The organism is Cupriavidus sp. C2SS-8b, assembly GCF_057073745.1.
On the sequence record NZ_CP172717.1, the window covers coordinates 1,835,945 to 1,860,638 of the forward strand.

Sequence of the window (24,694 nt, forward strand, 5' to 3'; positions counted from 1 at the left end):
TCAGTCCGCAGCGACGCCGAACAACTCGGCGATGGTGCGGCGTGCGACGGTGTGCACGATGTGGCGGCGGAAGTCCTCCGAACCGCGCATATCCGAAACCGCGTTGATGTCGGCGGCTACGATGTCCGCGGCCTCGGCGGCGAGATCCGCGGTCACGGTCTTGCCGGCCAGCAGCGCCTCGGCGCGATGCAGGCGAGCCGGGATCGGCGTGGAAGCGCCGACGGCCAGCCGGGCTTCCACGCAGACATCGCCCTCGCGCCGCACCGACAGCGCCACGCTGGCGAGCGGCCGGTGTTCCGCCGCCGTGCGCAGGAAGCGCGCGTAGCGCCCGTCCGCGCCCGCTGCCGGTGCGGGCAAGCGGATCTCGGTGACGATCTCGCCCGGCATCAGCGCCGTGACGTAGTAGTCGACGAGGAAATCCTCGATCGCCAGCACGCGTTCGCCAGCGGTCCCGCTCAGCACGATCTGCGCCCCCAGCGCCATCAGGCAACCTGGCGGATCGGTGGCCGGATCGGCATAGCAGAGATTGCCGCCGATGGTGCCCTGGTTGCGCACCTGCGGATTGGCCACGCGCGATGCCATGCTGGCCAGCATCGGGTAATGCGCTTGCACGATGGGCGAACGCGCCACCTCGGCATGCAAAGTCAGTGCGCCGATGCGCAGGCCCTGCCGTGGATCGAACGTGATGCCGCGCAGCGCGTCCAGCTTGCCGAGATAGATCACATGGCTCGGCGTCAGCATGCGCTGGCGCATGCCGAGCATCAGCGCTGTGCCGCCCGCATAGGCGCGGCAGTTGTCGCCAAGGTCAACCAGCATGCGACTGGCTTCACCGACCGTCGCCGGTTCCAGGAATTCGAAATCACGCATGGGTGGCCTCCGTCTCCGTCTCATTGCGCTCGCGCAGCGCGGCCAGCACCTTCTCCGGCGTGATCGGCAGCGAGTGGATGCGCACGCCAATGGCGTGATGCACCGCGTTGGCGATGGCCGCCGCGCCGGGCAGGATGGCCGTTTCGCTCGCGCCCTTCGCGCCAAACGGGCCATTGGGATCGTTGGACTCCACGAGATCCGTGCGCAACATCGGCAGCGCATCGGCCGTGGCCATGGTGTAGTCGGCAAAGTTGCCGTTCTGCAGGCGGCCGTCTTCGTAGCGCAGTTGCTCGTAGAGCGTCCAGCCGATTGCCTGCACCGTGGCGCCGTGGGTCTGTCCATGCACCGCGAGCGGGTTGATCGCCTTGCCGCAGTCGTCGGCGACAAAGCTGTCGATCACGGTCACGCGGCCCGTGCAGGTATCCACCTCGACTTCCACCGCCTGCGCCGCGAACGAATAGGCGGGCGCGACGTTGCCGTAGTAGTTGGCGTCGTGCATCACCGTAGGCGCGTCATAGGTAGCGCGCACGTGTATGCCCTCGCCGCCATGGCGGAAGATATGCAACCGCGCGATCTCGGCGAGCGTGGCGGACTTGTCCGGCTGGCCCGGCACGCTGATGCGGCCATCGGCATACAGCAGGCTTTCCGCATCGACGCCGAACTTCTCCGCCGCCAGCGCCATCACCTTCTGCTTTGCCTCACGCGCGGCGCGCAGCACCGCATTGCCCGAGATGATGGTCACGCGCGACGCCAGCGATCCGAGGCAGAACGGCGAGGTATCCGTATCCGGTGCCATCACGGTCACGTGCGACAGCGGAATCCCCATCTCCTGCGCGCAGATCTGGCTGAGCATGGTGTTGGCGCCCTGCCCCATGTCGCATTCGCTGGTCTGCAGCATCACGCGGCCGTCTTCATTGAGCTTGAGCAGGATGGTGGAGCCGTCCCAGTTGCCCAGCGTGCGGTTGCCGCTGACGTGCATCGCCGCCGCAATGCCCACGCCGCGCCGACGCGTGCCGGTGCCGCGCGGCGCGTCGCGCTTGGCGTCCCAGCCGATGGCCTTGCGCGTCATCTCCAGGCATTCCTGCATGCCCGTGCTGCCGATCTGCCAGCCATGCACGCTGGTCTCGCCACGGCCGATGGCATTGCGCTTGTGCACCTCGATCGGGTCCATGCCGATCATCTCGGCCAGCACCGTCAGGTGGCAGTTCAGCGGGAACTGCATCTGCTGCCCGCCGAAGCCGCGGAAAGCGCCGCGAGGCGGGTTATTGGTATAGGCCAGCACCGCATGCGAGCGCACGTTGGCGATGCGGTGCATGTTGTCGCTGCGCATGGCGCTGACGTGCATGACGTCGCCAGCCAGTCCTGAAAAGGCGCCGCACTCGGCAATGATCCGCACATCCTTGGCCACGATCAGGCCGTCGGCCGACAGGCCCATGCGCAGCCACACCTTCGCCGGCACGCTCGCACGCGCACCCTGGAAATCTTCCAGGCGGTTGTTGACCATCCGCACCGGACGATCGAGCTTAGTCGCCAGGAACGCGCAGATCAGGCTGTTGTTTTCCTCGACGATCTTGGCGCCGAAGCCGCCGCCCGTGGTGGCCTGCACCACGCGGATGGTCGATGCCGGGCGATCGAGCGCCTCCGCCAGGCGGCTGCGCGCGAGGAATACCGACTGCGTCGACGCATAAACGGTCAGTCGCCCGTTGCCGTCCTGCGTCGCCACGGATGCCATCGGCTCCAGGTAGCCCGGATACTGCGAGTGCATGTCGTAGGTGGCCTCGTACACTGCGGCCGCCTGCGCAAAGCCGGCCTCCACGTCGCCGCGCTCGATGCGCATTTCATGGCCGATATTGCGCGTGCCGGCATGGATCTCCGGCGCGCCATCGGCCAGCGCGGCCTCGGGGCTCAGCAGCGCCGGCAACGGCTCGTACTCGATGCGGATCAGGTCCAGCGCATCGCGGGCGATTTCCTCGCTGACCGCGACCACGGCCGCCACTTCCTCGCCGACATGGCGCACCACGCCGACAGCCAGGATGCGCTGCTCCTTGCGGTGCGGCCCCCACAGGCGCGTCGGGGTATCGCGCCCGCTCACCACCAGCTTGACGCCCGGCAGCGCCTTCGCCGCCGAGGTATCGATACTGACGATGCGCGCGTGCGGATGCGGGCTGCGCAGCACCTTGGCGTGCAGCATGCCGGCCAGCTTGATGTCGCCGGCATACTGCGCGCGTCCCATGACCTTCTCCCGCGCGGTCACCTGCGGCGTGGATGCTCCCACGATGGACTGGCTCATGCCGGCCTCCTGCGTCTTGTGTTGCATCGTCTGTTGCGTGCTGCGTGCTGCGTCATTCCGCAGAAATACCCATGTCGCGGATGACCTTGCCCAGCCGCTCGTAGTCCGACACGTTGACTTTCTCCAGCGCCGCGGGCGCACCGCCGACCGGCAGCGCGCCGAAGGTCGCCATCTTTTCCGCGACGTCCGGCAGCTTGATCACGTCGTTGAGCTGCGCGTTGAGGATCTTCACCACCTCGGGCGGCGTGCCCTTGGGCGCCATCACGCCATGCCATGCGCCGACCACCACGTCCTTGTAGCCGAGTTCGGCCAGCGTCGGCACGTTCGGCAGCAGCGCCGAGCGCTTGGCATCGGTGATGGCCAGCGCGATCAGCTTGCCCGTGTTGATGTATTGCGCGACCGGGCCCAGCGTGACGTAGGCGAAGTTCACGTGACCGGCCACCACGTCGTTGACGGCCGGCGCCACGCCCTTGTACGGCACATGCTGGATCTTCACGCCCGCGGCGCGGTTCAGCATCTCGCCGGCAATGTGCATCGGCGAACCGGCGCCCGGGCTGCCATAGGTGAAGTTCTTGCCGGCCTTCGCGGCGGCGATCATCTCCGGCACCGTCTTGACGCCGGCGGCCGGATTGGCGACCAGCAGCACCGCCTGCACCGCGGTCTGGATCACGGGCGTGAAGCCGTGCAGCGGGTCATAGCTGGCCGCCGGCGCGAGCTTGAGCACCATGGGCGCGAGCGTGAACGGGTTCGGCGTATAGAGCAGCGTGTAGCCGTCAGCTGGCGCGCGGCTCACGAACGAGGTCCCCACTACACCCGCCGCGCCGGGCCGGTTCTCCACGATCACCGGCTGCTTGAGGCGCGCGGACAGCTTGTCGGCATACAGGCGCGCCATGGCGTCGGTATCGCCGCCCGGCGGATAGGCGACCACCATGGTCACGGTCTTGGTCGGATAGGCAGCAGCGGCGGCCGTGCTGCCCGCAGCAAGCGCCAGTGCCGCCATGGCAGTGGCGGCAAGGAAAAGTCGGCGGTCTCGTTTCATCAACAGCTCCTGTGGGGGCGCTCCGCGGCGGGAATCTGGTCGGTTGTGCTCAACGCGAAGACAGGGGTGGCTCGATGGGAAACATCTCTACGGATGTTTTATTGGTAAAACGCATGTTCACTAGGGGAACATGGGTCTATCGTAGGTCGAGCTTATTGACTGCTCAACTTACGTTAATCCCTAATTGACATATCGATGGATATGAAATGCAAATCAGCTTGTCCCCGACCAACCCCGGCGGACAATGCAACAGCCTGTGAGACAATCGGGCGCCCTGCACGCCGCTTGGCATGCCGAACTACCTCAACCGGAACCGGAAAGACCCCGATGACCCGAAACACCGCGCCTGCAGCAGACCCGCCAGCACAGCCGGCGCCCCACGCGGACGAAAGCCCCTGGACAGACCTGGACGAGGCTGGCAGCGGCCTGACGGTGGACAACTTCCTGACCACCATGCTGAGTCAGCTCATCACCCGGCTGCGGAGCACGGTGACGCAGCCCTATGCCGAACAGTTCGGGCTGACCGTGCCGGAGTGGCGCATCCTGGCGCTGCTGGCCTATGCGCGGCGGCTGCCGTTCTCGGAACTGGTCGTGCAGTCCACTTCGGACAAGGCGCTGGTCAGCCGCACGCTGCGGCTACTGGAGGAACGGGGGCTTGTGTTGCTGGAGACCGAAGGGAACACACCGCGCAAGAAGCTGATCTGCAGCGTGACGGACGCCGGAATTGCCCTGCATGACGAGGTGATGCCGCTGGCGCGGCGCGGGCAGGCGGACGTAATCCGGCAGCTGGAGCCGGAGGAACGGCGGGCGGTTTATCTCGGGTTGAAGAAATTGCTGAAGGGGCAGGGATAAGGGGCGCCTTTCCCTGCCAATCACGCTAGTGATGCCCTCTTCCCCGTCGCTTAACGGGTAATGCAGAAAGGTTCACTTCTCCGGCTACGTCCGCGCTGGCACACTAGGCGCCGAGCCAGTGCGACAAATCGGAGGCGAGATGAGCAACATCCTCATTGCCGAGAGCGAGGGGCTATCCCGACATGCGCTTCGACAAGTGATCGAGTCGGATGGCCACAAGATCGTCGGCGAAGCCAGCGATGGGCTGCAGGCAGTCCGCCAGGCCATCGAAAAATCGCCCGACCTGCTTATCATTGCGCTAAGGCTCGATCGCCTGAGCGGCGTCGAAGTCGTCAAACGGCTTCGCTCGATGAAATGTCCGGCGAAAATCCTCGTCGTATCGTCTCAGGACGACCCCCACTCCATCGGCTTGTGTATCGCCGCCGGCGCGAACGGTTTTGTCAGCAAGCTCGACGATGTCTCGGAACTGCAGCGGGCGTTGGATGCGCTCCAGCGCGGCCGCACATACTTCCCGGATCTCGGTGAAGAGCATGATGTCGCGAAGCAAGACGAAGCCAGCCAGCTCTCCCACCTCTCCGACCGCGAACGTTCCGTGCTCGCGTATCTCGCGCGCGGTTATCGCCTGACCAAAATCGCGCAGTTATTGGTGGTAAGCGAGAGCACCGTCAGCACTTACAAAACGCGTTTGCTTCGGAAACTGAACGCGACCTCCGTGGTGGAGCTTGCCGACATTGCCCGCCGCAACAACCTGACCGGCAACCCCAATCACTGCAGCGAAAGCCACGGCATGCCGAGCTGGATGGCGGATGAATCGTCCGTGGTCAGTAATCTTCTCGACAGCATCCCCACCGCATTAAGCATCCGGGACAAGCAAGGGAACGTCCTGTTCGCTAACGCCTACCTGCGCGAGCAATCGGGGGCGCTCTTTGACGAAGTCGCTGCAAGGAAATCCGAATCCCTGGCACGCGTGCTCGGGATGACGGAACACCAGGCCGACGCCCTGAGAAAGGCATTCGAACGATCCGCGGCAAGCGGCGAGCCTTTCGCGCAAGAATACGCGCTAACGCTGCACGGCCTTCCCCGGAGCGCGATTATCTGGAGTGCCCCATTACTGGATGAGCAGGGGCAAGTCCTGGCATTGGTCAGCGGAATCCAGGACATTACCAGCATTGATATGACGATCCGCGAGTTGCGACAGTCGCGAGAGGAACTGGGACGTCTCGCAAAGCTCCGAAGCCTGCTGCTTTCCGACCTCGAACGGGATCTGGCTTCGCCCTTGCAGGTTGGCCTTGAGTCCATCAGCAAAGCAAGAGCGGCAATCGGAAATTCGATTGCAGCGGAACGGCACCTCGCCGATGCCGAGCGTGCGATGCTGACGCTGGAACATCGGCTGGCCAATATCCAGGTGCTGGTCGAAGATGTGGCCGAGTCAGCGCGGCCATTGCGCGAGCGTTGCAACCTGAAAGCGTTGTTCGAAACTGCCAGTCAGCCCGCCATGGAAGTCGCCAGGCGGGATGGCCGCGACCTGGCGTTGGAGTTCATCGGACCGTCCGCCCTTCGCATATGGGCTGACGCGCCCAGGTTTCGACACGTGGTCTTCGCCGTCATCGATATCGCCTATCGAGCGTCCGCGAGCGGCCCGATCACTGTGCGGATGGTCGCCGACAAGAAGACACGCGGCCTGGTGGAGGTGGGCCTCGACATTCACGCGCCGGCGGCTGGCACCAGCCTTCAGATGTTCGGGCCGGAACTGAGTCGTCTCAAAGACATTCTGGGAGGATGGGCCGGCACGCTTCGATATGACGACTGCGCCGGCCATACACAGATCAGCACGTCGGCTGTGCTCCAGGCCGTAGCCGAGTAACCATCACCCCTCCTTGCTGGCGGGGCTGTAGCGGAAACGTGACGACAGTATCGCGGTTCCGTTATATGCCACCAAATGGTCTCAGACCAATACTTCATTGCGTGAAGAGCGCCATTTGCGCACAACAAATGAAGTGTTGACAAGGAGGCCATCATGAACACGATCTTCCGCTCCATATGGAATGCCGCGACCCAAACCTGGGTGGCGGCCTCCGAGCACACCAAGGGTCGCGGGAAGGGGCGTTCGACAGCCGGCTTAGCCGCCGCAGCGCTGGTTATCGCAACGGTAGTACAGCCGGCAATGGGCGCGACCTCCCCGTCAACCCGCACACTGGACGGCCCCGCGATTGCAGGTCACGTATACAGCCCCTCTCGCGGGTCCGGCACAGCAGCGGACGCGACAGACTTCCGCGGCCATGGCACATCCGCAGCCGCGGACACGACCCCTGGTCCTGTTTCCGCGCCTGTCCCTGACGAAAACGGCGGTGTGACCGGCAAGGATCAAGTCCCCGATTTCGACACGTTCGGCCAGCCCCTTTTGCTTGCCGCGAATAACGGGGTGAAGCTCGGCCAGGACGCCGAGGCGCACGGCGATGATGGGGTAGCAGTAGGCGCGTCGGCCAAAGCCAATGAGAGCCATGCCACGGCAGTTGGCGGTTACTCTCAGGCAGCGGAAAACGCGTCGGCTTTCGGCCATAGCGCTACGGCAAGCGGGACCAACTCGACAGCTTTGGGTAGCGGCGCGCAAGCGACCGCCGCCGGCTCGGTGGCAATCGGATCCGGTTCCGTCGCCAATCGCGACAACACGGTGTCTGTGGGCGCCGCGGGCAACGAGCGTGTCATCGCGAACGTGCGAGACGGCGTTCTCGCGACCGATGCGTCAACCGTCGGGCAACTGACCCGCTCCGCCGACTCCTTCGCCGAGGCGCTTGGTGGCGGCGCAAGATACGACCCCGATACGGGCGCGTTGATCATGCCCTCCTACAATTTGAGCGACGGCACATTCAGCAATGTCGGCGACGCGCTGGCGAGCGTGGATCAACGCACGACCACGAACCACCAGGCCATCACCGACCTGAGCACCAGCATCGCCAATGGGACAATCGGCCTGGTTCAGCAAGACCCCTCGACCGGTGTGATCACGGTCGGGTCGCAAACAGGCGGCTCGGTGGTCGACCTGACCAACTCGCAAGGCGAAGCCCGTCAGATTCAAGGTGTCGCCGCCGGCGCCATCACCAGTGACAGCACCTTTGCCGTCAATGGCGGGCAGATCCATGCGGTTGGCAACTCCATCTCCACTGCCCTCGGCGGCGGCTCCCAGGTGCTGTTCGACGGTACGGTCTCGGTGCCGGTCTACTCCGTTGGCGGCCAGCAGGTGCAAGGCGTCCAGGGCGCGGTCGATGCCCTGGACTCCCGCGTCACGAACGTGGAAGGCCAGGTCAGCAACGTGACACAGCAAATTAACAACGGCGAGATCGGCCTCGTCCGGCAGGCCGCAGATGGCACGGTCACCGTTGCGGCGGACAAGGCCGGCTCGAGCGTCGATGTAGCGGGCACGGCGGGCACGCGAACGGTTACTGGTGTGAGCGACGGCACCATTGCAGCGGGAAGTACCGACGCCGTGACCGGCAACCAGCTCCATGAGACCAATACCCGTGTGAGCGGGCTGGAACAGAGCGTTGGCCAGCAGATTGGCCAGATTGCGAACGCGAATGCCTACTTCAAGGCTGACGGGGCTAATGACTCTTCCGATCGTGCGAATGCGACTGCTGGATCCAAGGGCGTCGCGGCGGGCGCGAACGCCAGTGCGCAGGGGACGAATAGCGTTGCCATCGGTGCGAGCTCGTCAGCAACGGCCAACAACAGTGTTGCGATCGGCGCCAATTCCGTGGCCGACCGTGCCAACACGGTATCGGTCGGAGCGCAGGGAAATGAACGGATCATTGCCAACGTTGCGGATGGCGTGCAACCGACCGATGCCGTGAATCGCCGCCAACTCGATTACTCGTATGGGCAGCTCGGCACCCGCATTGACCAGGTCACCGGCCTGATCGGCGACGTCGCGTCCAAGGCGTACGGCGGCATTGCCGGTGCTACAGCGCTATCGATGCTTCCCGATGTGGACCCCGGCAAGACGATCTCGGTCGGCGTCGCCGGCGCCTCTTATCAGGGCTATGGCGCGGGTGCGATCGGCATCTCGGCCCGGATCAACCAGAACATCAAGCTTCGCGCGGGCGCGGGTATAGCAGCCAGCGGCACCACGGTCGGCGGCGGCATCGCGTACCAATGGTAATGATGGTGCGCTACAGCACGGCACTGCCCCTTGGCAGTGCCATGCCGTATCCGACTACGCCGCCGCTGCGGCTTCTATCCCATCGCCGACTTCGCTGATGGGATCTCCCAGCAATGCCAGCGCGGCCTGGCACAGGCCTCTCAGTGCATCGGCGCTGGTCGGACGCAGCGCCACGATCCCGTCATCCTGGGCATTGCAATCGCTCTGAGTGAGCAGAGTCAGGACACACGCTGCGCCACATACGACTGAGTGGGCGTGGTCCAGCAGGGTGAGCAACAACAGTTGCCGGGGAATGGACAGTGAATCGGTCCGCGCTGCGCGCAGGGTTTCGGGACTGAAGTAGGAGATTGGGTCGTCGAGCGATGGCGTGATGAAGATTGGAATCGATGGCAGATTGATACACACTGTCGATCCGGTCGTTGAGGGAATCTGGCATTGCTGACCTCAGTAAGGGATGAGCAAGGGACCACCACTCATTGTCACGTGAGGTGGCGGGCCTAACGACGGAGGTGAGAGACCGGACACACGGAAACCGGCCCAGCACGAAGCTGGCCCCGCCCGGCCCGCCGAAAAGCAATTGCGCGCATCGGGAAGACGAATGATGGCTCGCGCCATCACTCGCTCGTGTGAACCGGGCTCTCACACCCGACTCCTGATGTATCAGGAGCCCGACCAGTCTAGGGAACCCTGCCGTTCACACTCAAGTTCGCGATTGTGAAAGATTGGTACGGGAAATCAATCGCAGAATGCTGTGAAAGTTAAGACATCGGGCATTGAGGGAATGGTGAGGATCGGGGGAACAAGATGGTCGGGTCCCGGCTGGCCACATCGACCCAAGATGAGTTCACCGCGATTTCGTGGCAGGCCGGCTTCGGCCAGTGTCCCCTATGCATCATGGGACATCCAGGGATTGTTGAAGGCTTAGCAGGTTCTGTGGAACGACACGGATCAGACCGCCGCGCGGACTATCAATATCCGAAATCAGGGACAACGAAAGCGACACCGTCAGCGGCACGATCAACAGCAGAAACAGTTTCGTTCCTTCTGCGCGTATGCCGTATCCCTGCAGCAGGCTGCTGAAGAACGCGATGATAATCATCAGCCCCCAGGCGGAGACGGGGATACGGTTCAACCAGGCTGCTTCGGCATAGCCCTGCGAATTGATAACGTCGTTCATGCCTGCCACCGCGAGCGCGGTGATCGGATTGGGTGCAGCCCCGGCTGCGTCGCGCACCACCCGCCACATCTCCGCTTCGATGCGCGTGGTCCTTTCCTCTATCTCCTTTACCTTCTCCCGATCGCGCGTCTGGTAATAAAGGATGCGCTGTTCGAGGTATTGACCGAGCAGCTTCCTGATGACTTGCGCGTCGGCCGCCAACAACTCCGCCCTGAGATACTCGGTGCCGATCGCATTTGCCTCTTCCTCCTCAAGGTTCTTCCGCTGATCGTATCGGCCCACGGCCATCGACAACGTGAACCCGATCAATAGCGCCAGAAGAGTCAGCGTAGCGCCCTGGATGATATTGAAGTCATCCCGATTCTGCTTCGGAATAGGCCAGATACGGCGAAAGACGAGTGCCCCGATGGCCGTAGCGCCGCCCATGAAGAGCAACAGTACGACGAAGAGAATGGCGGGATGGCGAATCAAGTCATGCATACATCCTCACAGGGCATTGTCTTGTCTGGCGGAACGCGCCAGGTCCGGCCGCAACCCTGTCCATCTCAGTACGGCGGACCTCTTGGCATTGCGCGGACATCGCGCATCCGTGATCGCAAGCAATCGAGCCGCGAGCTGCGGAACCATCATTTACCCGACCTTGCGTACTGCAGGTGGCTTCCAAGAGCCATCAAGAATGCCTTGCTTACCCCAATAAGCCCGGATGTACAACGAGAACGTTCCGACCGGTGCCGGCAACCAATTCGTCTCTTTGTCGCCGCCGGGCGACTTAGCTCCGGCGTACAGCGTCAGTGAGCCGTCCGCACCACGCTTGAGGTTCTTGTTCTTCGTCCCGAGTGAGTAGCGTTTCAGATCGTTCGGATGAAAGAGATGCTTGTCGTTGTAGAGGGTCAGCGACCAGAACCCGTTAACTGGCGGCTCCTGCCCCGGGGCAAAGACGATCTCGTAAGCACTTCCACCAGTGAGCTGGCTGCCCGATGCGTCGAGGTCGGTATAGAAGTACTGCGTCTCATTAGGCCGGTTGTCAAACATGTTCGACTTCGCCGTCCCGGTTCGGTCAAAGTAGTCGAGTCCGGTTTGCGCATTGTTGGTGGAGCGATTCCACCCGTTGCCAGCGGGAAGCCCGTTCCGACGCCACTCGAAGAACGGTCCGATCACATCGCGCTCCGTGTCGGGCGCAATCGCATTAATTGCCTTCTTGACTTCCGGATCCCGTTTCGCGGCTTCCATCATCGAACGAAATTGGCCGTACAGTGCTTCTTCGCCGGGCAGCGGCGGCACAGTGTCAAGTACCTGCGGGAACTGATCGAAAAACTGCTCGGGAATCACCCACTTCGTTTCGCCGCTGTTGCTGCTGTCCGACTTTGGTCCCTGGATCGCCGGTGCGTTGGCCCAGTCGATCGTCTTCATGCGGCCGTCGAACTGCTTTAGCGGATAGAAGACAATCTGGTTGATGACCGATTGGATCGCCTTCCTGTCCTCCGGCGTATCGTTCAGGAATACCCGTGGAATAGCATTGGCGAGCGCAGTGGGACAGCGAATGATCTCAGTAATGCCCGCGGGCTTATTGCCTTTCCAGTTCGGCCCGACGAGCAGGTAGAACCCGCGGCGTGTCTTGTACGGCTTGCCAACATGGCCGAACTGGTTGGTCCGAGCATCATATAGCGCATAGACCCAGAACCGATCGCCAAAGTCAGGTACCTGCGCGACGACTGGTTCCTCATCGAGCGAGAAGAATCCAAGCCCATAGACCACGTCCTGGTTCGGACAGGTCACAAACGTCTCGGCTGGATCGATATAGTCATGAAGCATGCCCACCTGCCCCCTTGGCGCAGCGGGCAAGACACCATTGAGAAGACCCGGATGCGGTGCCTGCGTGATCCGCGCTTCCCGATTTAGCATGTTGACCATGGGCCAACCCCAAACATAAGCCATGCGGGCAATGACTTGCGCATAGGCCGGATGCATTGGAAGATTCGCCGGCGGAAGCAATTCTGCTGTCGTGGGTCTTCCTCCCGCGCCTGCAGACTTCCCGGCATTACTTTTCGGTTCTGCGGAAACGGCCACGTCTGGCGCCACAGCCAGGGACGCTCCAGCGGCGAGGGGCAATGCGCCGCCCAACACCGTCAGCAGCCTGCGCGTCATGTCCACATCGTCTTTCTGAGCCATTTTTCTACCTCACGGGTTCGACCACCGGTTCCATACGAATCCCAAGGGATGAAGATTGTCATCTGGCCTTTTCGATATCCCCGGGCTTCCAGGTCTGATCGAAGAATGCCTTCTGCGGAGAATAGAGGCGGAGGATCACAAAGTACCCTTTTCCGGGTAGTGTGCGGAGCCAGTTCTTCTCCTGGCCGGCTGGGGCAGTCGGACCGAAATACAGGTCGGTAGATCCGTCGGCGTTCTGCACCGGCTTGTCCATCTGGTTCAGCGAGGGGTGGTCCTGGCCATTGTCGAGACCAGACCCGGTCGTCGCGTCATAGACCGTGGCTGACCAGAAGTTTTTCGCCGGGATGTTCGGTGGCAGATGCAGCTTGTACGATTGCCCGCCATCGAGGTAGTTGCCATCCCTGTCGCGGAACGTGACTGGGTACTTCGCGCCAGCATCGACGAGGTTCTTCACCATGCCAGGACTGGCAGAATATGCGCTCGTAAAGTACGCTGAGCGCTGTTCGAGATTGGTGTAAGAGCGGGCCGATTGAAACGACGTGTCCTCGCCGGCAAACACATTGACCCACTGGCGGTCCGGATAATATTTTCCGCCTGGCTCGTGCGGGAGCATCTCGTCGATCACCACCTTGCTGATCTTAAACGCGGATTTTCCGGCCCGATCGAGAAGTGCCCGTAGTTCGGGCGTCGGCGAGAACGGTTTTCCCTTTTCGAGGCCAATCGTATGGAGAAAGCCGCGCATGTCCAGGTCGGACGGATCTACATACTCACTGTCGATGAACCGTGCAAGCATGTCAAAATAGGTGCCGTCGCGCGGGAACAGCAGGTCGGCGGGCTTTGCATTGCCGTCCGGAAACTGCATGGGCCTGGCGCTCGCCTTCTGTCCGAGCGGATAGATTCGCGTGGCCGCAATTTGCGCATTGGGCTTTGAAAGATCTTTGGGATCGGTGAAGAACGTCCGCCAAAAGAGAAACACGTTGTTGGTGCGCGAACGGTAGACGAAAGCGCCCTTCGGCAGACTGCCCTTTGGCGGGTCGCCTTTGTAGTCCGGCGGCAGCAGGACGTAAATGCCGCCTTTGCCCTTGTCCGGCCCCGCAAGGCCAACGTCGCCAATCCACGTGTGTCCGTCCACGGTCGGACCGACCAGCGGTCGCTGGAAGAAGTCGTCCAGGATGCCTTGGACGCCTGCCGGCGCTTCCACGACAAGTGGGCCGTCTTTCTTCAGATCCAGATACCCCATCGCATAGACGACGTCGGAGTTGGGTGTCGTCACGAGCGTCGATGTCCGGATGCGCTCCTTCCACGTGGGCAGCACGTTGTAACCGGCACCAAAGATCTTCTCCGAGCCTTCTTTCATCGCCCAAAGGTTCATCGCAGGCAGAGCCCAGAGATAGGCCTGCACGGCACGCTGGAAAAGCAATTCTTCGCGCAGAAGGCTGGCTGCGGCAGGTGTGGGATAGTCCTTTTCGAATGGCGCATTGACCAGCGCGTCGTAGCGCGAGGTCTGGGCCGGCGATGCACTCGAACAGACAAGTATGGCCGCCGCGACGGCGAACCGCGTGAAAGACTGAAGGGGGGCCTTCATGGCTGCTACTCCTTGCTGAGGTATTGTTGCCTTGCCTGGGCACATGCCAGTGGATACGACGAGCGCCCCTGTCTCCGCGGAGTCTCCGGCAGCGCCGGTGTCACGCGGAAGTGAATCTTTTGGAATCGTGAGTTAAGCAAAGTGCACAAATGGATTCAGCCGACGCGATACCGGTCGCGATCCTTGCCCCGGATCCAATTTGGCGGACGCCCCAGTCCGTTCCAGGTGTTCCCGGTTTCTGGGTCACGGAAACGCACTGAGTCCGACAGATCGGGGCCGAAAAGCTGATCCGGCGTAATGCCGTATTCCCGAATGGAGCGCCGCATCTGTTCGAGCAAGCGACGCAACGCCTCGCGCCGCAATGGCCCGGGTCGATCCTCCAGCGATTGAATCCTTTCTTTTGCTTCGCGGTGGCTCATCCCTCGTACCTCGATTTCGCCGTCCTGCAGCTAAAATAGTCACCACAACGCACGGGCGCTATCCGAAAAGCGAAAAGCCCGTTGGAGGGTCTGGCGTGCAACTGCCGCTCACGTACCTGAGGCATACCTATTCCGGCTTCGAGCCGTCGCAGGCGTTCGACGTCATCTACGGTGGGCGTTTCGAACATCGGCTGCTGTCCGCCCAACGCGCAGCCATGGAGCACCAGCGGCTTGTGGTCGGCAATGTCCGCGTCGAGACAGGAAGTTATGACTTTCCGGTTATCGCTCAGGGCAATATGCCGCCCGATGCGATTTGCATAGGATTCGTGGCCGCCGGGAGCGAATGCACACGCTACAACACCCTATCGATCGACGAAGACGAGATACAGATTTACCCGCAAGGCGCAGAATTGCTATACGACGCGCGCGGTGCGTCCCGCTGGATCACGCTGACGGTGGCGGAAGAAGCACTGCAAAAAATAGCGACGGCGCGTACGGGGAGGCCTCTGGAACTACCAACGAGGGAATCCGCGTCGGTACAGCTCGCGAAAGGTGGGCGCTTTCTGCTGACCCGCGTGGCAGACAATGCCATGGCACTAGCTAGATCATTAGTGCCATTTGGAGGAATTCACCCGAATCTCGCCAACGCCATGTCGGAGGCCCTTCTAGCGGGCTATGTGGATTCTTTGTTTAATGTCAGCTTTCGTCCGGGAAAGACCACTACGGCGCAGCGGCATTACCATCTGATTCTCGCCTGTGAACGACTCGTGATGACCGGCGAGGATCCAAACGTGGCGATCGCCCAAATCGCCCGTCGCAGCGGTTATAGCTTGCGCGGGCTCGAACTGATTTTTCGTCGAAGCGTAGGAATGACACCGAGCCGGTGGTTTTTAAACGTTCGTTTGAACGGCGCTCTACGCGACTTGCTTACCCCGGCCTCTGCAACGTCTGTCTCAGAGATCGCCCTGAGGTGGGGATTTAGGCACTTGTCTAGATTTTCAGAGCAGTACCGTATGGTATTCGGGGAAACACCGAGCCAGACATTGGCGCGGGCGCGCCGATGAGTCGGAAAGACAAATGCACGGAATGCTGTCGGCCCAGCGCCAGTGAGAACGTGCTCATCAATCTGCAGAAGGCGCTCAGCGAAGCCCCCGAATTCAACGCGGCTCTGCCGTCAGCAGCAGCCGTCGCCACGGCACACTAGCATCTCGCACGATATCGATTGCTACGGGGCCACATGCCCCGGTTTCGGTATTCAGCTTCGTGGTGGCGTCCGCGAGTTCAAGCGCGCTGCTCTTGCCGGTTCGCATCCCTGCACGAATACCTGCTGCGATAAAACTCACCAGATACTCTGATTTGCGCTGCACGTCGCCGGCCTTGACCTTTCCGCCGGAGATGCGTTCGATACGGGTGTCGAACACGCTCATGACCAGGGCTCCGACGGCAAACAGATAGGCCCAGGAGGCATAGCCTGCGTCGTTCCCTGGCAGGGCCTTGCGGATCGCCTTCACGACGCTTGAAGCGAATGCGAAGACGACGGAAATTAAAAGCAGCCATGCACCTGGCTAGGCGCGAGACCGAACGCCACGGTCTTGCAAGTCGTAGGCCGGCAAGTCTGCAAAGGGGCGGCGCTATACTTCGCGGCGATGCGTTCAGCGCATCCCCAAGTAATCACTGCCCCCACACCGCGAGAACCCACCCATGACCGAAGCCACCGCCCTGACGCCCGACGAACTCCAGGAGCTTGATGATCTACTGGACGACCTGCGCCAGCGCGCTGAGGAAATCCCGCAATGGGAGTTCTGCGACGGCTTTCTCACGGCCCTGGTCTGCACGCGCCGCCGCATCCCCGCTGCCGACTACCTGCCCATGCTGCTGGGCGACGGCGCGGCGCTCGACGTGGCTGAGGGCAGCCCGCTGCCGTTGCTGCCCGCGTTCCATGAAGCGGCCCAACAGGCCCGCTTCATGGAACTGTGGCAGCGCCGATGGAACGAGGTGGAGTACCAGCTCGACCAGCCCGTGGAGACGCTGGAGGACGAACGCACCTTCCATCCCGAGGCCATGGACATGCGCGGCGCCATCTTGAGCCTGCCCCAGGAAGAGCGCGCCGAGATCGACGGGCGGGAAATCCCGTCGTTTGGCCAGGTGTGGGCGCTGGGCTTCATGTTCGCGGTGGAGAGCTGGCCCGAGGAATGGGCTGCCCCGCGCGACAAGGAGGCCGCCCAGTGGCTGGACGACGCGCTCGACGGCATCGTCGCCCTGACCGAGGACGACACCGGCCAGCCCGAGGTGTGCATGTACAGCGAGGACGGCCCGCCCAGCACCAGCCTGGCGCGCGTGGAAACCTTCGGCGAGGCGATCTGGGCCGTCTACGACCTGCGCCAGATCTGGAAGAGCCTGGGCCCCCGGGTGGAGGCCGTGGTGAGGGGCGACCAGCCCGGTCGCAACGACCCGTGCCCTTGCGGCAGCGGCAAGAAGTTCAAGAAGTGCCACGGGAAATAAGGGAAAAGCGCTTTCTCGCGGTTTATAGCTGCCCCCTGGCGACTCGACGCGTCCCAGGTCGGCCGCTCGCCCAGGCAGACAGGACACTGGCAACACCACACTAATGAGTATGGCGATGATGCACGTCCGGATAGTGCGGATGCTTGTGGACCATCACCTTATGCTCGTGCCAGTGCCTATGGGGTTCCTTACCATCCCACGGGAAATCGTGTTCATGCTGATGATGCTCGTCGTGCCGGTGCGAGTGGCTGTGCGCCAGTGGTTCGTGGGTATGCTCATGCTCGTGCCGCTCACGCAGATGCAACCACACGCCAAGGGCCATCAAAGCCGCAGCAAACCAGAATGCCAAGCCTGGCGCTTCGGGCCAAATCACGAAGGAAATCAGGACTCCAAACAAGGGGGCGACGGAAAAGTACGCCCCGGTTCGCGCGGTTCCCAACACGCGCAAGCCAACCACGAACAGGGCGAGACTCACACCGTATCCAGCGAATCCGACAATCAGCGCTCCCGCCAAAGTACTGATCGGTGGAAGTACCGCCCCATGCGTGAGGGCAAGCCCCGTATTGCACAACCCCGCAACCAGGCCCTTCAGGCATGCAATGAGCAGTGCATCGTTGCTCGACACCTTGCGGGTGAGGTTGTTATCAATAGCCCAGCATAGGCAAGCACCAACGATCAACAACGCCCCGGACGAGATCTGCACGCTACCTGGCTGCCACGAAAGCAGTAAGCCACCGGCCACGATAGCGACCATCCCGAGGACGATCTGGCGATCGGCGTTTTCCTTGAACACCACCCAGGCGATAACCGCCGTGAACACGCCCTCGACATTCAGGAGCAGCGATGCCGAGGCTGCATTGGTTGAGACGAGTCCGGTCATCAGCAAGGCGGGCCCTGCAACACCTCCCGCAAGGATTGCTCCGATCAACCACGGTATTTCTCCCCGCGGAATACCGCTCTGATGAATGCCCGGGTCTGGCGCTGTCCAGATCCTTCGAGCAGCAAGCACCAGCGCCAGCCCAAGGCCACTGCCAAGATAAAGCAGGCCTGCGAGCAGGAGCGGAGCTACGGACCCAGTTAGCGCTTTCGCGAGCGGTGTGCTTGCCCCGAACAGCAAGGCGGCCAGTAATGCGGGAGACGCAGTACGAATAGACATTCTCGGATCTGGCCAATGGACGGGTGGTTATGCTGCTGCGCTGTATCAGACGCACGTGAGGGTGGTTTCAAGCCTCACAGCTCGAGTACCGCATGCCGTTCCGGATCCTTAGCGACCCGGCTCCTTAGCACCATGCCACAAATGGCCGGTAGCACGAGCAAAGTCAAAGCGGTAGCGGTAATGCGTCCTCCAAGTCACTGGCGTTTGTAAAGATCTCTACAACATTGAAGGAGCCGTTACGCCCGGCTAAGCTGAACCCATGACTGCTCTTTCATCCATTCCCGAAGCCGCGTGGCTACTACTCGTCGTCAGCCTGCCGACCTCGGCCGCCACGCCGCGCATGCGGCTGTGGCGTGGCATCAAGTCGTTGGGCAGCGCGTCGTTGCGCGATGGGGCCTATTTGCTGCCGAACCTGCCGGGCCAGCGAGTCCAGCTACAAGCGCTGGCCGAGGACGCGGCCAGCGAGGACGGCAAAGTCTGGATACTGTCCGTTCAAGCCGACGACGAACAGCAAGAAGCCGCGTATCGCGCACTGTTCGACCGGACTGCCGAATACGCAGCCTGGATGGCAGAGCTTTCCGGCGCCCGAGCGGCGTTGAGCCACGCGGACGAGGCGGAACTGCTGCGCATGGCTCGCCGGCACGGCCGGGGGTTCGACGCGATCCGCAAGATCGATTTTTTCCCCAACGAGTCTTCCGCCCGCGCCGAAGCGCAATGGCGCGATTTCAATGCGGCCATCGACATCTTGCTGTCTCCAGGTGAGCCGCATGGCGTGGCGGGCAGTATCCCGCGGCGCGACCCCACCCAGTATCAGGGCCGACGCTGGGGGACCCGGCGGCATCTCTGGGTAGACCGCGTCGCCTGCGCCTGGTTGATCCGGCGCTTTATCGATCCCCATGCCACGTTCGTCTGGCTCGAGGACATTCGCCAATGCCCGGAGGACCTGCTGGGGTTCGACTTCGACGGCGCCACCTTCACCCATATTGGCGACCGCGTTTCGTTTGAAGTCTTGCTGGCGAGCTTCGGGCTCGACGAGGACAAAGGCCTGTCGCGCCTTGGCCAGATGATTCATGTGCTGGACATCGGCGGCACGCCGGTCGCGGAAGCGAGTGGCTTCGAGGCGATGCTGGCTGGCGCGCGCGAGCGCTTTCCTGATGACGATGCATTGCTGGACGAAGTTGGCCGTGTCCTCGACTCGCTGTACGCCCATTTCTCAGGCCCGCGCAAGCGCTAGGTCGCTACCCATCCAGCCACGTTCGGATTCCCTTCAGACCACACCAGATGAATTCGCCCCAGCCTTCTGATACCTCCCCGGTCCATTCCCCGCACGAACGCCCTGGATACACCTTGCGGCAACTGGTGCTGTACTTCTTGCGCCTTGGCACCCTTGGCTTTGGCGGTCCCGTAGCGCTCGCCGGCTATATGCACCGAGACCTCGTTGATGCGCGGCAGTGGATCACCGATGCCGACTACAAGGAAGGCCTCGCGCTCGCGCAATTGGCACCCGGCCCGCTGGCCGCTCAGTTGGCGATCTACCTCGGCTATGTCCACTATCGGATTGTGGGCGCCACGCTCGTTGGCATCGCTTTCGTGCTGCCGTCATTCCTGATGGTGCTCGCGCTCGGCTGGGCCTACGTGCGCTTCGGCGGCCTGACCTGGATGCAGTCGGTGTTCTACGGGGTCGGCGCGGCAGTGATCGGCATCATCGCGATCAGCGCCCACAAGCTGACCAGGAAGAGCGTGGGCAAGGACAAGCTGCTGTGGTTTATTTACCTGGTTCTCGTGGCAGTCACAGTCATTACCGAATCGGAGGTAGCCTGGCTGTTCGTGGCGGCAGGTGTTCTGGCCTGGTTCTGGCGCGCACCGCCCAGGTGGCTGCATCAAGGCAAGCTCAATGCGCTGGCGGCAATACCATTGCCGGCTGCAAGCGGCATGATGAGCACGGTGGACTGGCCGCTCTTGTCGCAGATTGGGGTGTTCTTCGCCAAGGCCGGCGCGTTCGTCTTCGGTTCGGGACTTGCCATCGTGCCCTTCCTGTACGGCGGTGTCGTCACCGAACACCACTGGCTGAACGACAAGCAGTTTGTGGACGCCGTGGCAGTGGCCATGATCACACCCGGCCCGGTCGTTATCACTGTCGGCTTCATCGGGTATCTGGTGGCTGGACTCCCTGGGGCTTGCGTGGCGGCAGCCGCGACATTTTTGCCCTGCTACCTCTTCACTGTCCTGCCTGCGCCGTACTTCAAGAAGTACGGCAAGCTGCCCGCCATTCTGGCATTCGTCGATGGCGTTACCGCTGCCGCCATCGGCGCCATTACCGGCGCGGTCATCGTGCTCGCCAAACGTTCGATCGTCGATATCCCGACCGCGCTGCTCGCGCTGGTGACCGTGGCCCTGCTGCTGAAGTTCAAGAAGCTGTCCGAGCCCATGATTGTTGCAGGAGCGGCCTTGATCGGCCTGGTGGCCTATCCGCTGCTGCATCACTGAGTCAAAGGAGATCCTCAGGTGACATCCGTCTCGGTCGCCCGCTCGAAGCTCACCGGTCTGCTGCTTCCGCCAGGCATCGATACAAGCGTGATGCCGCTGCTCGTTGGACGGGCGCTGCGCGGCGTATGCGACGGCTTCGTCGCCGTACTTCTGCCCGCATACCTGCTGGGTCTCGGCTTTGGTCAGTTTTCGGTCGGCCTGATCAGCAGCGCCACGCTGATCGGCTCGGCGCTCGCAACCATCCTGGTCGGAGTCATCGGGAGCCGCTTTCCGCTACGTCGCCTGCTGATCTTGGCGGCAGTCCTTATGGCAATCACCGGAGTTGGCTTTGCCGGTCTGTCCTCCCTCTGGCCACTGTTGATCGTAGCCTTCATCGGTACCCTGAACCCGAGCTCCGGGGATGTCAGCGTGTTCTTGCCGCTCGAACACGCTCGCCTGGCCGAGGCGGCGACACCGGAAGCGCGTACGTCGCTGTTTGCCCGCTACAGCCTTGTTGGCGCCTTCTCCGCTGCCATCGGCGCCTTGGCTGCGGCCCTGCCAGCGTGGATATCCGTGCATGCCGGTCTGTCGATGATGGCTGCCATGCGCCTGATGTTCGTCGCCTATGCCTCTACCGGCGTAGCACTCTGGGCGCTTTATACGAGACTGCCCGAGCAGCGTCCGCAGGCATCGTCGGCGACAACTCCCTTGGGGCCGTCGCGTCGCATTGTCATCCACCTGGCAATGTTGTTCAGCGTGGATGCGTTCGCAGGCGGCCTGGTCGTCAACGCCTTGCTGTCACTTTGGCTGATGCAACGCTTCGGGCTGTCTCCCGCCGCAGCGGGCCAGTTCTTCTTCTGGGCGGGATTGCTGACAACAGCCTCTCAGCTCATTGCCGTGCCGCTGGCAAGAAGGATCGGCTTGTTGAACACCATGGTGTTCACGCACATCCCTTCCAGTGCTTTCCTGATTGCCGCAGCCTTCGCGCCGTCATTGATGCTGACCTTGACGCTGTTGCTGATGCGTAGTGCGTTGTCGCAAATGGATGTGCCGACCCGGACCGCATTCGTCATGGCAGTAGTCACGCCAGCCGAGCGCACTGTGGCCGCCAGTTTGACAGCGGTTCCCAGAAGCCTCGCCGCCGCAGTCGGCCCGGTTCTTGCGGGAGGCTTGATGGCGATGGGCTGGATCGGGGCGCCATTGCTGGCCTGTGGAGTGTTGAAGATTGGCTACGACCTTGCCATGTTGCACGCCTTCAGGCGTGTCAAGCCGCTCAATTGAGCGGATATCGGCGTCGAGCCAACCTGGCGTTCGTCCAACAGTGACACTGGAGTGAATCATGCGAATGGCAAAACAAATTGTTGTGGCCCTTTCCAGCATTTTTGGCGCATGTTCGATCGCCGTGGCAGCGCCTGCCGATCGACGCGCGACGATGGATACCGCACAGATCGAGCAAATCACGGGCCTGAAAGGCAGCTTCTCCGAGGCCGAGAATGTGTTCAAGGTTTCGAAGCCGCGTACGGATATTCCAGTCAAGGTGGATGGCGCGACCATGCCGCCCTTCATGGGGCTGACCTCCTGGGCAGCGTTCACGCCTGCACATGGGCGTCAGGTCATGCTAATGGGAGACACGGTCCTCTTTGAAGACGAGGTGAACCCGGCCATGAGCGCGGCGCTTGACGCCGGACTGCAGGTGACGGCACTCCATAACCACTTCTTCTTTGACCAGCCACGGGTGTACTTCATGCACATCAGTGGCATGGGGGACCCTGCGCAGCTCGCCGGCAGCGTAAAGAAGCTGTATGACAAGGTCGCAGAAATCCGGGCCGCGAGTCCCTCGGTGGCATCCACGTTCCCGGGCACCATTGGGCAAAACAACGCGATCAGCCCTGCGCCCTTGGAAGCTATCCTCGGGAAAAAGGGACAAGCCAGCAACGGGATGTTCAAGGTTGTGGTCGGCGCGAAAGCGACCATGCATGGGGTGACCTTCGGCAATGAAATGGGCGTCAACACCTGGGCGGCATTCGCCGGAACTGACGATATGGCCGTCGTGGACGGCGATTTTGTGATGCGCGAGGATGAGCTTCAGCCGGTGCTGAAGGCCATGCGATCGGGCGGCATCAACATCGTTGCGATCCATCAGCACATGATTGATGAACAACCGCGCTCTATGTTCCTGCACTACTGGGGCAAGGGGAAGGCCACCGATCTGGCGGCAAGCGTCAAGAAGGCCCTGGATGCGCAGGCCACCATGCTTCGGTAGCAATGTGGGAAGCCAGGGATGGCCACGAGGCGAATCCTATGCCAAACGCCAACGCGGAGATGCCGACTTTTTTCCGGTTGGGCCTTCGCGCTTATCGTGTTGCTCGCCCCGGCTCACAGCCTTGCCGCTACAACTGCACTGCCGTCCCGAGATTTACCGCTCCAACATGTAGGCGATTTTGCGTTGCCCGGCGGCACGACGCGCTGGGACTATCTTAGCCTGGACCCGACGAGGTCAAGTCTCTTTGTTGCGCACCTCGGTGATAGTGCAGTCGTCGTCATGGACACCAGAACCAAAGCCATACTGGCATCGATTGGCGATGTGGGCCATGTGCACGGCATCCTCGCCATTCCTGAGCTCAATCGTGTGTATGCGTCGGCGACCGCAACCGACGAAATCGTAGCGATCGACGCGTCCACCCTGAAGATCGTGGGCCGTGTACCAGGCGGCGTATATCCGGACGGTATTGCCTACGCCCCCGAAGCTGGCAAGCTTTACGTCTCTGATGAAACCGGCCATGCCGAAACCGTGATCGACGTCCGCACCAACCAGCGCATCGCCACCATTGAATTGGGAGGCGCTGTGGGCAATACACAGTACGACCCGGCCTCTGGACACATCTTCGTGAACGTCCAGGGACGCCAGTCTCTGGTCGAAGTCGATCCGCACACCGACCAGGTGATCGATCGCATCGCCTTGCCCGGCGCGAAAGGCAACCACGGGCTGCTGATCGTTCCAAAGTTGCGTTTGGCCTTTATCGCCTGCGAAGGGAATGATCGTTTGCTCGTACTCGACATGAAGAGCAAGCGGATCGTCGCTAACTTCGGGGTCGGCCGACAGCCGGACGTTATGGGCTACGACGCAGCCCTGGGCCGGGTGTATGTGGCAAGCGAGTCCGGGGTGCTGTCGATATTCAAAGTCACGGAAACGGGTGTGGCAAAAATCGGGGAGGGCTTTGTAGGAACGAATGCCCACAGTTTGGCGATCGACCCTGCCTCGCATGAAATCTACCTTCCTTTGAAGGGTGGTGGTCGTCACTCCGTGATGCGGGTCATGAAACCTCGAGGCTATTAGCGTGCCCGCAAAGCGCCAGGGGGTCGTCTCGAGCCCTCGGCTCGGGGCATGAAGGTGCCTTATGCATCTCTTGAAATCGCCTTTTTCTCTTGCTATTTTTATTTCCGCTCAGGCAGTCGCGACTTCGCGCTGCGTGTTTCTGTTTGTTTGCCAGCAATGGGGCAGGTGAATGGGAGCGCGTAATGCCCCTTCCTCCTCGCTGGCATCGATAGGAGGATACGACCATGACTGACGCATTCTTTGGAACCGACCTCTTCGGTGACCTCGATCGCTTGCAAAGGCAGATGTCGGGGCTGTTCGGGGGGTTTCCCTCCAGCATCCGCGCCGGGCGTTACGGCGCCTTTCCTGCGATCAATATCGGGGCAACGGACGACTCCATCGAGATCGTCGCGTTCGCACCCGGCGTCAAGCAGGAGGACTTTGAGGTCTCTATCGACAGAGGGCTGCTGACAATCAGCGGCGAGCGGCACTCCGTTTGGTCCGACGACGCGCCGGATGCGCGACGGTACGCTCAGGAACGTTTTGTTGGTGCGTTCCGAAGGGTGATTGAATTGCCCGACGGCGCTGATCCCGACAAGGTACAGGCGCGCTATGCCAATGGTTGTCTTTCCGTAAGCGTGGGCAAACGTGAGGCATCGAAGCCGCGTGCCATCGCCGTGCAATAGTGGGAAGGAGACTG

The 24,694-nt window shown here is 62.1% G+C and carries 21 protein-coding genes; 11 read left to right on the forward strand and 10 right to left on the reverse strand.

What is annotated here, in order from left to right:
- Genes ACIGJB_RS25270 through ACIGJB_RS25280 form a run of 3 tightly spaced genes read right to left on the reverse strand, consistent with a single transcriptional unit; the run spans window position 1 to window position 4,196 of the window.
- The gene (locus ACIGJB_RS25270) at window positions 1–867 is read right to left on the reverse strand and encodes an FAD binding domain-containing protein (protein WP_483732717.1); all 867 of its coding nucleotides are present in this window, start codon (window positions 865–867) and stop codon (window positions 1–3) included.
- Window positions 860–3,157, reverse strand: coding sequence for a xanthine dehydrogenase family protein molybdopterin-binding subunit (locus ACIGJB_RS25275; RefSeq protein ID WP_483732718.1), 2,298 nt, complete (start codon window positions 3,155–3,157; stop codon window positions 860–862). Before ACIGJB_RS25275 ends, ACIGJB_RS25270 begins: the two co-directional genes overlap by 8 nt.
- Window positions 3,158–3,209: 52 nt before the next feature.
- Window positions 3,210–4,196 (reverse strand): Bug family tripartite tricarboxylate transporter substrate binding protein, encoded by a 987-nt coding sequence (locus tag ACIGJB_RS25280; protein WP_483732719.1) that lies wholly within the window; start codon window positions 4,194–4,196, stop codon window positions 3,210–3,212.
- Between the two features lie 327 nt (window positions 4,197–4,523).
- Between ACIGJB_RS25280 and ACIGJB_RS25285 the strand changes: the two genes are divergently transcribed.
- From ACIGJB_RS25285 to ACIGJB_RS25295, 3 genes are all read left to right on the forward strand, one after another.
- Window positions 4,524–5,048: a MarR family winged helix-turn-helix transcriptional regulator gene (locus ACIGJB_RS25285; RefSeq protein WP_483732720.1), complete on the forward strand. Its 525-nt coding sequence runs from the start codon at window positions 4,524–4,526 to the stop codon at window positions 5,046–5,048.
- Between the two features lie 139 nt (window positions 5,049–5,187).
- Window positions 5,188–6,912: a response regulator gene (locus ACIGJB_RS25290; protein WP_483732721.1), complete on the forward strand. Its 1,725-nt coding sequence runs from the start codon at window positions 5,188–5,190 to the stop codon at window positions 6,910–6,912.
- 153 nt (window positions 6,913–7,065) lie between these two features.
- Window positions 7,066–9,204 (forward strand): ESPR-type extended signal peptide-containing protein, encoded by a 2,139-nt coding sequence (locus ACIGJB_RS25295; protein WP_483732722.1) that lies wholly within the window; start codon window positions 7,066–7,068, stop codon window positions 9,202–9,204.
- Between the two features lie 54 nt (window positions 9,205–9,258).
- On the opposite strand, the gene ACIGJB_RS25300 is transcribed toward ACIGJB_RS25295, so the two are convergent.
- The 5 genes from ACIGJB_RS25300 to ACIGJB_RS25320 form a co-directional block, all read right to left on the reverse strand.
- Window positions 9,259–9,609, reverse strand: a complete 351-nt coding sequence (locus ACIGJB_RS25300; protein ID WP_483732723.1) for a hypothetical protein — start codon at window positions 9,607–9,609, stop codon at window positions 9,259–9,261.
- Window positions 9,610–10,096: 487 nt separating this feature from the next.
- Window positions 10,097–10,861, reverse strand: coding sequence for a bestrophin-like domain (locus tag ACIGJB_RS25305; RefSeq protein ID WP_483732724.1), 765 nt, complete (start codon window positions 10,859–10,861; stop codon window positions 10,097–10,099).
- Window positions 10,862–11,011: 150 nt separating this feature from the next.
- Window positions 11,012–12,550, reverse strand: coding sequence for a DUF1254 domain-containing protein (locus tag ACIGJB_RS25310; RefSeq protein WP_483732725.1), 1,539 nt, complete (start codon window positions 12,548–12,550; stop codon window positions 11,012–11,014).
- Window positions 12,551–12,608: 58 nt separating this feature from the next.
- Window positions 12,609–14,135 (reverse strand): DUF1254 domain-containing protein, encoded by a 1,527-nt coding sequence (locus ACIGJB_RS25315; RefSeq protein ID WP_483732726.1) that lies wholly within the window; start codon window positions 14,133–14,135, stop codon window positions 12,609–12,611.
- 155 nt (window positions 14,136–14,290) lie between these two features.
- Complete coding sequence (locus tag ACIGJB_RS25320) at window positions 14,291–14,554, reverse strand: H-NS family nucleoid-associated regulatory protein (protein WP_483732727.1); 264 nt, start codon at window positions 14,552–14,554, stop codon at window positions 14,291–14,293.
- 95 nt (window positions 14,555–14,649) lie between these two features.
- Between ACIGJB_RS25320 and ACIGJB_RS25325 the strand changes: the two genes are divergently transcribed.
- Window positions 14,650–15,618 carry a helix-turn-helix transcriptional regulator gene (locus ACIGJB_RS25325; protein WP_483732728.1) on the forward strand — a complete coding sequence of 323 codons (969 nt, stop codon included), beginning with the start codon at window positions 14,650–14,652 and terminating at the stop codon, window positions 15,616–15,618.
- Between the two features lie 93 nt (window positions 15,619–15,711).
- Here the strand turns inward: ACIGJB_RS25325 and ACIGJB_RS25330 are convergent, their stop codons facing one another.
- Window positions 15,712–16,065 (reverse strand): hypothetical protein, encoded by a 354-nt coding sequence (locus ACIGJB_RS25330; RefSeq protein WP_483732729.1) that lies wholly within the window; start codon window positions 16,063–16,065, stop codon window positions 15,712–15,714.
- 190 nt (window positions 16,066–16,255) lie between these two features.
- On the opposite strand from ACIGJB_RS25330, the gene ACIGJB_RS25335 reads away from it, so the two are divergent.
- Window positions 16,256–17,056, forward strand: coding sequence for a YecA/YgfB family protein (locus ACIGJB_RS25335; protein ID WP_483732730.1), 801 nt, complete (start codon window positions 16,256–16,258; stop codon window positions 17,054–17,056).
- A gap of 100 nt (window positions 17,057–17,156) precedes the next feature.
- On the opposite strand, the gene ACIGJB_RS25340 is transcribed toward ACIGJB_RS25335, so the two are convergent.
- Window positions 17,157–18,212 (reverse strand): DMT family transporter, encoded by a 1,056-nt coding sequence (locus ACIGJB_RS25340; RefSeq protein WP_483732731.1) that lies wholly within the window; start codon window positions 18,210–18,212, stop codon window positions 17,157–17,159.
- A 259-nt stretch (window positions 18,213–18,471) separates the two neighbouring features.
- On the opposite strand from ACIGJB_RS25340, the gene ACIGJB_RS25345 reads away from it, so the two are divergent.
- The 6 genes from ACIGJB_RS25345 (at window position 18,472) to ACIGJB_RS25370 (ending at window position 24,680) form a co-directional block, all read left to right on the forward strand.
- Window positions 18,472–19,446, forward strand: a complete 975-nt coding sequence (locus ACIGJB_RS25345) for a chromate resistance protein ChrB domain-containing protein (protein ID WP_483732732.1) — start codon at window positions 18,472–18,474, stop codon at window positions 19,444–19,446.
- 47 nt (window positions 19,447–19,493) lie between these two features.
- Entirely contained in the window at window positions 19,494–20,699 is a 1,206-nt protein-coding gene (locus tag ACIGJB_RS25350; protein ID WP_483732733.1) for a chromate transporter, read from the forward strand.
- Between the two features lie 90 nt (window positions 20,700–20,789).
- Window positions 20,790–21,959, forward strand: coding sequence for an MFS transporter (locus tag ACIGJB_RS25355; RefSeq protein WP_483734657.1), 1,170 nt, complete (start codon window positions 20,790–20,792; stop codon window positions 21,957–21,959).
- A 58-nt stretch (window positions 21,960–22,017) separates the two neighbouring features.
- Entirely contained in the window at window positions 22,018–22,941 is a 924-nt protein-coding gene (locus ACIGJB_RS25360) for a DUF1259 domain-containing protein (protein ID WP_483732734.1), read from the forward strand.
- An 18-nt stretch (window positions 22,942–22,959) separates the two neighbouring features.
- Window positions 22,960–24,015 (forward strand): YncE family protein, encoded by a 1,056-nt coding sequence (locus tag ACIGJB_RS25365; RefSeq protein WP_483732735.1) that lies wholly within the window; start codon window positions 22,960–22,962, stop codon window positions 24,013–24,015.
- A 224-nt stretch (window positions 24,016–24,239) separates the two neighbouring features.
- Entirely contained in the window at window positions 24,240–24,680 is a 441-nt protein-coding gene (locus tag ACIGJB_RS25370; RefSeq protein WP_483732736.1) for an Hsp20/alpha crystallin family protein, read from the forward strand.
- Window positions 24,681–24,694 lie beyond the last annotated feature (14 nt).